The organism is Paraburkholderia oxyphila NBRC 105797 (assembly GCF_000685075.1).
GTDB lineage: Bacteria > Pseudomonadota > Gammaproteobacteria > Burkholderiales > Burkholderiaceae > Paraburkholderia > Paraburkholderia oxyphila.
The window spans coordinates 1-11009 of the sequence record NZ_BAYD01000187.1; the positions used below are offsets into that span (position 1 = coordinate 1).

An 11009-nucleotide genomic window follows, 5' to 3' on the forward strand; every position below is an offset into this window, starting at 1 on the left:
TTAAGGCCAAAAAAAGCAAATCGCAGAAAGCAAAAAATTCAGGAATCACAATTTAAAAACCCTCACCCAGAGAAAGGGAACCCTCCATGAAAACCATCAATTTCAAAATCGAAGAAAACACCCCAAAGTACACCGCCCGCGCGATAGCGATAAAAAACCTGATCATAGCGGGCTGGACAGGCCGCGACACCATCGCGATGGAAAACCACATCCGCGAGCTGGAAGCGCTAGGCGTAAAGCGACCGCCCTACACACCGGTCTTCTACCGCGTCTCGGCAGACCGCATCACCACGACCCCAACCATCCAGGTAACCGGTGAAGAAAGTAGCGGCGAAGCAGAATTCATGCTAGTGAGAGATGGCGGCGAGACCTACATCGGCATAGCCTCCGACCACACCGACCGCCAGGTGGAGACTTACGGAATCACGGTCTCCAAGCAAATGTGCGAAAAGCCCTGCGCGGATACGTTATGGCGCCTCAACGACATAGCCGACCACTGGGACGCACTGCTGCTGCGCTCCTACGCGACAATCAACGGCGAGCGCGTGCTCTATCAGGAAGGCAAGGTCACAGCAATGCGCAGTCCTGAAGATCTCCTTGCACAGTTTGCAAACCGAGGCGGGCAATTCGACGACGACACCGCAATGCTCTGCGGCACGCTTGCAGCAATCGGCGGAATCCGCGCGGCGCAGGCGTTCGAAATCGTGCTCGAGGACCCCGTGCTCAGACGAACGCTGCGCCATGCGTATTCAATCGAGACGCTGCCGGTCGCAGGCTGAGATCGGTTGAAACGCCACGGCGCGGCGCCGCCTCAACAGCATCGCCGCACTCGCGCGCGTCACTCTTCGTCTTCGGACTGCTGCACGGTGCCCGAGAGCACGCGGGCGCGAATCACCTTGACGCGCTGCTGCATGATCTCGCGCGCCTTTTCGCCATCACGCGCCTCCATGGCGTTCAACACCTGCTTGTGCGAGCGGATCACGCGCGTGGCGATGGTGTTGGTCGTGTTCGGCGCGAGCAGCGGCTGCAGCACGAATCGCAGCGCACGGAACTGCGCAAGCAGCACGCGGTTGTGTGACGCCTCGACGATGGCCTCGTGAAAACGCAGCGAGGCATTCGTGAAGCCCTGCGGGTCGTCGCGCAGCTTGTCCAGCTCGGCCAGGATGCCGCGCAGCTTGGCGAAATCGTCGTCGGTGGCGTTTTGCGCCGCCAGCTCGGCGGACGTCACCTCGATGGCCATCTGCGCATCGAAGATCTCTTCCCCGCTCACGCCAATCAGATGCAGCTGGATCGCGAGTGCATCGGCAAATCGCTCGGGGTTGCCTTGCGCGATCCACGCGCCGCCCTTGGCGCCCATGCGGATCTGCACGATGCCCACCGCTTCGAGCGTGCGCAATGCGTCGCGCGCGGCCATGCGGCTCACATTGAATTGCGTCGACAGCGAGGTTTCGCTGCCGAGAAAATCACCGGCCTTCAGCTGCCCGGAAAACACGGCCGCCCGCACCTGCGAGACGATGCGCCATGACAAGGTTTCCGTCTGCACCGGCTCCCACAGCGGCGCCCCCTCGACGTTGCCTTTTTTCAATTCGGATCTCCACGGCCTTGACGTTATGACGGTGACCGGTCGCCGCCAACGCATGCAAGCGTGAGCGGGGCCGGAATAGCATGCGCGATGTTAGCACAAGCCTTGAACAATCATAAGGTTATACAGTTTGCATCGTGGATGCCATAACCGCCAACGCATGGCGGGTCATAGATCGAGCACGAGGCACGCGCTCTTGCTGCCCGAACAGCAGATCATCATCGACCGGTTGGCCTCGCGTTCGGCCTTCGTGAGCACCATGTCGCGATGCTCGGGCACGCCCTCCACAATGCGTGTCTCGCACGCGCCGCATACGCCCTGCGAGCACGAGTAGTTTACGTCCACGCCCGCCGCGAGCAGTGCATCCAGAATGGTCTTGCCCGCCTCCACGGCAATCGTGCGGTCCGTGCGCGCAAGGCGCACGGTAAAGCCGCCGCTGGCGGCCGGCGCTTCCTGCGCGGCGAAGTATTCGACGTGAAAGCGCGCCGAATCTTCGAGCGGCGCGGCGGCCGCTTCGAAGGCGTTCAGCATTACGACCGGCCCGCAACAATAGAAGTGGGTGGCAGCGTCGTGCCGGCGCAGCAGCGCCGCAATGTCCAGGCGCTCGCCGCCGGGCACGCCGTCGTGATGGAACTGCACGCGTGAGCCATCTTCGCGCAGGGTGTCGGCAAACGCCGTGGCGTCGGGCGTGCGTGTGCAGTAGTGCAGCTCCCATGAGCGCCCGAGCGCGTCGAGCCGCCGGATCATGCTCATGATCGGCGTGATGCCAATCCCGCCCGCAATGAAGACGGTATGCGGCGCCGCCTCGAAGAGCGGGAAGTTGTTTTGCGGTGCGCCGATCGTCAGCGTCATGCCCACCCGCAACGCGTCGTGCACGCAACTCGATCCGCCGCGGCTGGCGGGGTCGCGATTCACCCCCACGACATAGCGGTGCGTCTCGCGCGCGTCGTTGCATAGCGAGTAGCTGCGCACGAGGCCGTTGGGCAGATGCAGATCGATATGCGAGCCCGCCGTGAAGGGCGGCAGCGCCGCGCCGTCCACCGCCTCGAATTCGTATGTATTGGTGGCCGCCGCTTCGTGGCGGATGGTCCGAAGCCGGACCGCTAGCGTTTGCCTGACCTGCTTCATCGTGCTGTTCCCTGGATCGTTCGCCGTCGCTGGCGCGAGTTCTTGTTGCGTTTCGGTATAACTATAATATATATTAAGTAAAACGACATCGGCAAGCACACCGGGTATCGTTCCATCAAGAAAGATACTTCTCTAATGTTAAATATGTATTATCATTAGGTCGATCGGAAGGGCAGGACCGATCGGGCGGTGCAGAACAACCGGATGGCCATTGAGTAGCGCGTCGGCCGGGCCGGAAACAATGGAGACTTGAAATCATGCTGTCCCAAGAGAAGAACGAGCTGTTGACGAAGGTCGGTCCGGGCGAGCCCATGGGCGAACTGCTGCGCCGCTACTGGATGCCGGTCGCCGGGGTGAGCGAGTTCGACGAGGTCGCCGTGAAGCCGGTGCGTCTGCTCGGCGAGGACCTCGTGCTGTACAAGGACCTGAGCGGCAACTATGGCCTCGTCGACCGCCAGTGCCCGCATCGGCGCGCCGATCTCGCGTACGGCTTCGTCGAAAAATGCGGTCTGCGCTGCAACTATCACGGCTGGCTCTACAACGAATCGGGCAAATGCACCGAGCAGCCGTACGAAGACGTCGCGAATCCCCAGGTGAAGCTCAAGGAGCGCGTGAAGATCAAGGCCTATCCGGTAGCGGAGAAGGCTGGCATCCTGTGGGCGTATCTCGGGCCGCAGCCCGCGCCGCTCGTGCCGAACTGGGAGCCGTTCTCGTGGAAGAACGGTTTCGTCCAGATCGTGATTTCCGAGGTGCCGTGCAACTGGCTGCAATGCCAGGAGAATTCGATCGATCCCATCCACTTCGAGTGGATGCACAACAACTGGACCACGCGCCTGAATGGCGAGACGGGACCGTATTCGGCCGCGCACCGGCAGCTCGATTTCGAGGAGTTCGACTACGGCTTCGTCTACAAGCGTCTGCGCGGCGACGCCGACGAGAACGATCCGCTGTGGTCGGTCGGCCGCGTGTGCCTGTGGCCGAACGCCTTCTTTCTGGGCGAGCATTTCGAATGGCGCGTGCCGATCGACGACTTCCGCACGCTGAGCGTGACGTGGGCCTTCACCCGCGTGCCGAAGGAAAGCGAGCCCTATGTGCAGAAGCACATCCCGACCTGGCACGGCCCCGTCACAGATCCCCAGACGGGCCGCTGGATCACGAGCCATGTGATGAACCAGGACTTCGTCGCGTGGGCGGGGCAGGGCGTGATCGCCGACCGCACGAAGGAGAACCTGGGTGCGAGCGACCGCGGCATCGTCATGCTGCGGCGCCGCTTCCTCGAGGAGCTCGACGTGATCGCCAGCGGCGGCGAGCCCAAGGGCACGATTCGCGATCCGCGCGTCAACGAGTGCGTCGAGCTGCCGATCGCCGCGCGCGCGACCTTCGTCGAAGGCATGACGCGCGCCGAATTCGCGCGTCACCCGCTGTGGCGCCACCATCTCCAGGACTTCCGGTTCCAGGCCGGGCAGCCAGAGAGCGTGCGCAGCGCTTTTCTCGAAGCGATGGGCATTGGAGAATGAGGCCTGCGGCGCGGCATGAAGGACCGCGCCGGCTAGCGACATCAGAACGATTGGAGACGCAGATGCAACCGAGAAGCTACGATTTCCCGACGGGCCTGTTCATCAACGGCGAATGGCGCTGCGGAGGGCGCGATACCCAGCCGGTCGTCAACCCGGCGAACGAGCAGGTGATCGGCCATGTGCCGCTCGCCACCCAGGCCGATCTCGACGACGCCCTCGCCGCCGCCGCGGCCGGCTTCTCCACATGGTCGCGCATGAGCGCGGCCGCGCGCGCCGCCATCATCGAAAAAGCCGCCGCGCTGATGCACGAGCGCGCCGAGCAGATCGGCACGCTCATGAGCTTCGAGCACGGCAAGCTGCTGGCCGACGGGTTGCAGGAAGCGCATAGCTCCGCGGACATCGTGAAGTGGTTCGCCGAGGAAGGGCGCCGCGCCTATGGTCGCATCGTGCCGGGGCCGCTCGCGAATTCGCGCCAGCTCGTCATGAAAGTGCCGGTCGGCCCCGTTGCCGCGTTCACGCCCTGGAACTTCCCGGTGCGCATTCCGGCGCGCACGGTAGCGGCGGCGCTCGCGGCAGGCTGCTCGGTGGTGCTGAAGGCGGCGGAGGAAACGCCCGCCTGCACGGCCGCCATGGTGCGCTGCTTTCAGGACGCGGGCTTGCCGCCGGGCGTGCTCAATCTCGTCTTTGGCGTGCCGGCGCAGGTGTCGGAGCATCTGATTACCTCCGACGTCATCAAGGCCGTGGCCTTCACGGGGTCGATTCCCGTGGGCAAGCATCTCGCGGGTCTCGCGGCGGCCAACGGGCTCAAGAAGCTCGTGATGGAGCTGGGCGGCCACGCACCCGTGATCGTCTGTGACGACGCCGACGTCGAGCGCGTCGCCACCCTGCTCGCGAAGGCGAAGTTCCGCCAGGCCGGCCAGGCTTGCATCTCGCCCACGCGCTTCTATATTCAGGAGGCCGTGTACGACGCGTTCGTCGAGCGCTTCGTGCAGGTGGCGCAGGGCCTGCGCCTGGGCTCCGCGTTCGAGCCCGATGTGGATGCGAGCCCGATGGCCAATGCGCGCAGGCTCGCCGCCGCCGATGCGTTCGTCAAGGATGCGCTCGAGCATGGCGCGCGGCTCGCGCTCGGCGGCCACCGGCTCGAGCGGCCCGGGTACTTCTACGCGCCCACGGTGCTCGTGGACGTGCCGGAAACGGCGCGCATCATGAACGAGGAGCCGTTCGGGCCGGTCGTGCCGTTCAGTTCGTTCAAGACCGTCGAGGAAGTGCTCGCGCGCGCCAACCGCCTGAACTATGGCCTCGCGGCCTATGCGTTCACGGGCTCCGACCGGCGCGCGCTGGAGCTCTCGAACGGGCTGGAGGCCGGCATGATCGGCATTAACAGCATGCTGGTCTCGGGACCGGAAGTGCCGTTCGGCGGTGTGAAGGAAAGCGGCATCGGCTCGGAGAACGGCGTGGAAGGGCTGCAGGCCTATCTCGTCACGAAGTTCGTGCAGCAGGCCGTGTCCTGATCGGGCGATGAGGCGGCGGCGGGACGGCGCCTGAGCGCGCCGTCTCGCTGCGCCGAGCGGCACGTGAACCCTGCAAACTATTTCGGATACCTGATGAACCACGACAAGGCATCTGGCGAACACGCCCGGCTCGCGCCGGCGCTCTGGGAGTCCGTGCAGACGGAGAAGCTCTCGTGGCGCATTGCGGCGCAAGTCCGTGCGGCGCTGTTCTCGAATCAGGTGCGGGCCGGCGATTTTCTCGGCAGCGAGGCGTCGCTCGCCCAGCAGTTCCAGGTGAGCCGCACGGCGGCGCGCGACGCGTTGCGCACGCTCGAGGCGGTCGGCATCGTTGAGATCCGCATGGGGGCGAAGGGCGGCGCGTGGATTGCCAGCGCGAACCCCGAGCGCTTCGCCGATGCGCTCTCTATCCAGTTGAGCCTGATTGGCGCCAGCGCGCTGGAGGTGTTCGACGCGCAGATGGCGATTGAAGTGCTCGCGGCGGAAAAGGCGGCTCAGCGCCTGCTGCCGGAGCACCGCGCGGCGCTTGCCGCTGCGCTGCAGGCCGTGAAGGACGCACGCGGCCCGCTCACGGGGTTCACGGATGCCTCGCTGCACTTTCACGAGGCGCTGGTCGAGGCATCGGGCAATCGCGTGCTGCTGGCGCAATTCAAGGCGCTGCGCTTCGTGCTCACGCCGCTGCTCGCGATCTACACGAGCGCCGACACGGCGGTGCGCGTCGTCGCTTCGCACACACGGCTGTTCGACGCCATTTGCCGCGGCGACGCCGCTCTTGCGCGCCGTCTGATGCAGGAGCGCATCCGCATCGTGCGTGCGAGCTTCATTCCGGCATGGCTCGCCGAGCCGGCCTTGCACCGGGCCCGCGCCGACACGGCACGCGCCGAAGGCAGTCCCCTCGAGGGGCGGCGGCCCGAATTCACTCACAACACTACGGAGACACGATGATCATCGACGCCCACGCGCACGTTACCGCGCCGGATTCCCTCTACGTCTGGAAAGCCGGACTCGTTTCCCATCGCGGCGCGCATGGCCGCGGCAGCGCGAAGGTCAGCGACGACGAAATGCTCGCCGTGCTCAACGCGCCCACCTTCGGCACGCGCTCGCATATCGAGCAATTGCGCGAGATCGGCACCGATCTTCAGCTCATTTCGCCGCGCCCGTACCAGATGATGCACAGCGAGCGGCCCGCGAAGATCGTGCACTGGTTCACCGAGGAAACCAACGACATGATCGCGCAGCAGGCCCGCCTGATGCCGCAGACGTTTCGTGGCATCGGTGGCCTGCCGCAGGCGTGGGGCGAGCCGCTCGCGCGCTGCCTTCCGGAGCTCGAGCGCTGCGTGAAGGAGCTGGGCATGGTCGGCATGCTGCTCAACAGCGACCCGAGCGAAGGGCTCGCGACCAACGAGGTGCCCGATCTCGGCAGCGAGTACTGGTATCCGCTCTACGAAAAGCTCGTCGAGCTCGACGTGCCGGCCTACCTGCATTCGGCGGGCTGCCGCTCGGAGCGCCACAACTACTCGCTGCACTTCATCAACGAAGAGACCATTGCGGTGATGGCGCTCGCGCGCTCGCGCGTGTTCCAGGATTTTCCGAAGCTGAAGATCGTGGTCTCCCACGGCGGCGGCGCGGTGCCCTATCAGTTCGGCCGCTTCCAGGCGCCTTCGCTGCGCCCGGGGCGCGCGAGCGAGCCGTTCCTCGACAGCCTGCGCCGCCTCTATTACGACACGGTGCTGTACTCGGAGGAGGCGCTGCGCCTGCTCATCAAGACCGTGGGCGCCGACCGCTGCATCTTCGGCGCGGAGCGTCCTGGCGTGGGTACGGTGAAGGACCCGCAGACGGGCCGCTGGCTCGACGACACGCGCCCGGTGATCGAAAGCTTCGAGTGGCTGACCGAGGCCGAGAAGCGGCAGATCTTCGAGGGCAACGCGCGCAAGGTGTTCCGGCTCGACGAACCGGCGGCCAGCCGCTGAAGCGCCATGAACGTTCACTACGCAACTGTCGACGAGGCTCTCGCATGGCAACGCTGATCGGCGCAATCGCGACTTCACACGGACCGCTGCTTTCGATGCCGCCTGAGCTGTGGCATCTGCGGGCCGGTGCCGACCGCAAGAATCCGGCGCACTGGTATCGCGGCCGTGCCTACGATTACGGCCAATTGCTCGATGCGCGCACGCCCGGTTTCGCGTCGGCCGTTGCGCCGCAGGCGCAACAGGCGCAATACGAGGCCTGCCAGCGGGCGCTGGATACGCTGGCGGAGCGCTTCGCGGCGCTGCGTCCCGATCTGGTCGTGGTGCTCGGCAACGACCAGCGCGAGGTCTTCAAGGAGGACCTCACGCCGGCCATCACCGTCTTCACGGGCGCGCGGATCGAGAACGTGCCGCTTGGCGAAGCGCAGCGGCTACGCCTGCCACCCGGTGTGGCCGAGGCCGAGGACGGGCACTGCCCGCCGGGTGGCGCGACTTATCCCGGCGCGCCCGAGGCGGCGTTGCACCTCGTGCAGACGCTCGTTGGCGAGCACTTCGACGTGGCCGTCTCCTCGCGGCTGCCCGGCGGCGAGGATCGTCAGCACGGCATTCCGCACGCGTTCGGCTTCGTCTACCGCCGCGTGATGCGCGACGCGCCGCCGCCTTCGATTCCCGTGTTCCTCAACGTGGGCGTGGCGCCGAATCAGCCGCGCGTCGCGCGCTGCCTCGCGTTCGGGCGCGCGCTCGCAAAGGCGATCCGCGCCTTGCCCGAGGACTTGCGGGTGGCCGTGGTCGCGTCGGGCGGCATGAGTCACTTCGTGGTGGACGAGCCGTTCGACCGCCAGGTGCTCGAGGCGCTGGCGAGCGGCGACGAAGCCACGCTGCGCGAGATCCCCGAGTCCTGGTTCAACGGCAATACGGCGGAGATCAAGAGCTGGCTGCCGCTCGCCGGCATCGCGCGGGAAGCGGGTCTCGAGATGACGCTGGTCGACTACGTGGCCTGCTACCGCTCGGAGGCGGGGACCGGATCGGGCATGGCGTTCGCTAGCTGGGAAGCGCCACGCTAGCCCCAACCGCATGCAATGGAGAACATGACAATGCAGGAAAGTAAGGATTACGTAGCACGTCTCGCGCGCCTCGATTGCTGCGCGGTGTCGGACGCGCTCGACAAGCTGGGCCTCGCGGGCACGGTCACGGGTCTCGCGCAACGCGCCGCGAGCCGGCGCATTGCGGGCCGCGCGGTGACCGTGAAGCTGGTGGCCGCGCATGAGCTGGACAAGACGCAAGCGGCACAGCACGGCGCGCCGCGTCATCTGGGCACGACCGCGGTGGAACTGGCGGGCCCCGGCGACGTGATCGTGGTCGAGCAGCGCAGCGGCATCGACGCGGGCAGCTGGGGTGGCATTCTCTCGCTGGGCGCTTCGGTGCGCGGCATCGAGGGCGTGATCGCCGAAGGGCCGGTGCGCGATATCGACGAAGCGCGCCAGTTCGATTTTCCGGTGTTCGCGCGTGCGCTCACGGCGTTCACGGCGCGCCAGCGCGTGGCCGAGGCGGGCACCAACGTGCCGGTCACGGTGGGCGACGTGAGCGTGCAACCGGGCGACTACGTGATTGCCGATAACAGCGCGGTGGTGTTTATCGCGGCACGCGAGATCGAGCGCGTGCTGGCGGCCGCGGAACAGATCGCCGCGCGCGAGGCCGCGATGGCCAAGCGCTTGCTGAGCGGCATGCCGATCACCGAAGTGATGGGCGCCGACTACGAGAACATGCTGCAGCGATGAGGACCGAGATGAACGACATCAACGAAAAGAGCGACACGAGCGACAAAAACAGGGCGCGCGCGAGCCGCCTGGACACGGCGACCTTGAGCGACGCGCTGGACCGGCTCGGCATAGTCGGGCAGTGCACGGGCATCAAGCCGCGCGACGCCGGCTTCCGGCTGTGCGGCCGCGCCTGGACCATACTCTACGGGCCGCCGACCACGCCGCCCGGCACCGTGGGCGACTATATCGACGACGTGCCGGAAGGCAGCGTGCTGGTGCTCGACAACGCGGGGCGCGAGGACTGCACGGTCTGGGGCGACATCCTCACTGAGATCGCGCATCGGCGCAAGATCGCGGGCACGGTTATCGACGGCATCTGCCGCGACGTGAGCCTGTGTCTCTCGCTCGGTTATCCGGTCTTCAGCAAGGGGCACTGGATGCGCACGGGCAAGGACCGCGTGCAGGTCGAGAGCATGCAGGTGCCGGTCAACATTGGCCAGGCGCGCGTCATGCCGGGCGATCTGCTGGTGGGCGACGCCGATGGCGTGATCGTCATTCCGCGCGTGCACGAGGAGCGCGTGCTGGCGGCCGCCGAAGAAATCGAAGCGGCGGAGAGCGCGATTCGGGCGGCCGCGCGCGCGGGCATGCGGCTCGACGAGGCGCGCCGCGAGCATCGCTATCACGCGCTGCAGACCAAAGTGGGGGCCTGATGCGGAGCATGCACCGCAAGTGCGCGCGTTGACGTGCGCGCTTGCCGGTGCCCGCTTGCAGGTTCATTCGCCAGGCAATTGCCCGACTATCCAGCAGGAGAGAGCATGACTTACCCTTTCATCGATTCGGCCTACGTGAGCACGTCGATTGAGCGGCCCGACGCCGAGCGTGTCCGTGCGGCCCGTGCGTTTCCCGCCGCCACGCTGCTCGAGGCGAACGGCAAGCGCGGTGCGCTGCCTTCGCAGATCAAGCCGGTGAACCCGAAGTTCCGCGTGTGCGGGCCGGCCGTTACCGTGCATTCGCCGCCTGGCGATAACCTGTGGTTGCATCGGGCGCTGGTGCTTGCGCAGCCGGGTGACGTGCTGGTCGTTTATACGAGTGATTTTCATGAGGCCGGGTACTGGGGCGAGGTCATGTCGACGGCGGCGCGCCGGCGCAATATCGCGGGGCTCGTGATCGATGGCTGCGTGCGTGATGCGGATCTGCTCACCGAGATCGGGTTTCCGGTGTTTGCGCGGGGGCTGTGCATTCGTGGTACGAGCAAGGATTTTGCGGCGCGGGGCTGGATTAATCATCCGTTGCGGATTGGGGAGGTGCCGGTGCGGCCTGGTGATTTGGTGGTGGGTGATGCCGATGGCGTTGTGGTAGTCGCGCAGGAGGCGCTGGGCAAGACGCTTGAGGCGGCGCGTGAGCGCGAGGCGCAGGAGGCGGAAATCATCGAGCGTATAGCGAAGGGCGAAGCTACGCTTGATATTTATGGATGGAATAGGTAAGCGCGCGTGGCGCGCTGGATGGTATGGAGCTGATTGAGATTCGATTGGGGTGCGGGCGCTATC

General features: G+C 65.9%; 11 protein-coding genes. 9 read left to right on the top strand and 2 right to left on the bottom strand.

Annotated elements, in window-relative coordinates; all coding sequences use genetic code 11:
* The first annotated feature begins 86 nt into the window (after positions 1–86).
* Complete coding sequence (locus tag BO1_RS46915) at positions 87–779, top strand: DUF2848 domain-containing protein (protein WP_028223492.1); 693 nt, start codon at positions 87–89, stop codon at positions 777–779.
* Positions 780–838: 59 nt separating this feature from the next.
* On the opposite strand, the gene BO1_RS46920 is transcribed toward BO1_RS46915, so the two are convergent.
* Together BO1_RS46920 and BO1_RS46925 are read right to left on the bottom strand one after the other, a co-directional pair.
* Positions 839–1585 carry a FadR/GntR family transcriptional regulator gene (locus BO1_RS46920; protein WP_028223493.1) on the bottom strand — a complete coding sequence of 249 codons (747 nt, stop codon included), beginning with the start codon at positions 1583–1585 and terminating at the stop codon, positions 839–841.
* Between the two features lie 165 nt (positions 1586–1750).
* A complete protein-coding gene (locus tag BO1_RS46925) occupies positions 1751–2710 on the bottom strand; it encodes a PDR/VanB family oxidoreductase (RefSeq protein ID WP_028223494.1) in 960 nt (319 codons plus the stop codon).
* A 257-nt stretch (positions 2711–2967) separates the two neighbouring features.
* On the opposite strand from BO1_RS46925, the gene BO1_RS46930 reads away from it, so the two are divergent.
* The 8 genes from BO1_RS46930 (at position 2968) to BO1_RS46965 (ending at position 10946) form a co-directional block, all read left to right on the top strand.
* Entirely contained in the window at positions 2968–4227 is a 1260-nt protein-coding gene (locus tag BO1_RS46930; protein WP_028223495.1) for an aromatic ring-hydroxylating dioxygenase subunit alpha, read from the top strand.
* A gap of 62 nt (positions 4228–4289) precedes the next feature.
* The gene (locus BO1_RS46935; RefSeq protein ID WP_028223496.1) at positions 4290–5738 is read left to right on the top strand and encodes an NAD-dependent succinate-semialdehyde dehydrogenase; all 1449 of its coding nucleotides are present in this window, start codon (positions 4290–4292) and stop codon (positions 5736–5738) included.
* Positions 5739–5831: 93 nt separating this feature from the next.
* A complete protein-coding gene (locus BO1_RS46940) occupies positions 5832–6680 on the top strand; it encodes a FadR/GntR family transcriptional regulator (protein ID WP_028223497.1) in 849 nt (282 codons plus the stop codon).
* On the top strand, positions 6677–7705 hold the full coding sequence (locus BO1_RS46945) for an amidohydrolase family protein (protein ID WP_028223498.1): 1029 nt from the start codon (positions 6677–6679) through the stop codon (positions 7703–7705). Before BO1_RS46940 ends, BO1_RS46945 begins: the two co-directional genes overlap by 4 nt.
* A gap of 44 nt (positions 7706–7749) precedes the next feature.
* Positions 7750–8766, top strand: a complete 1017-nt coding sequence (locus tag BO1_RS46950; protein WP_028223499.1) for a DODA-type extradiol aromatic ring-opening family dioxygenase — start codon at positions 7750–7752, stop codon at positions 8764–8766.
* Positions 8767–8796: 30 nt separating this feature from the next.
* Complete coding sequence (locus tag BO1_RS46955; RefSeq protein WP_028223500.1) at positions 8797–9480, top strand: RraA family protein; 684 nt, start codon at positions 8797–8799, stop codon at positions 9478–9480.
* Positions 9481–9488: 8 nt separating this feature from the next.
* Positions 9489–10172 (top strand): RraA family protein, encoded by a 684-nt coding sequence (locus BO1_RS46960; RefSeq protein WP_028223501.1) that lies wholly within the window; start codon positions 9489–9491, stop codon positions 10170–10172.
* 105 nt (positions 10173–10277) lie between these two features.
* On the top strand, positions 10278–10946 hold the full coding sequence (locus BO1_RS46965; RefSeq protein ID WP_043289110.1) for a 4-carboxy-4-hydroxy-2-oxoadipate aldolase/oxaloacetate decarboxylase: 669 nt from the start codon (positions 10278–10280) through the stop codon (positions 10944–10946).
* Positions 10947–11009 lie beyond the last annotated feature (63 nt).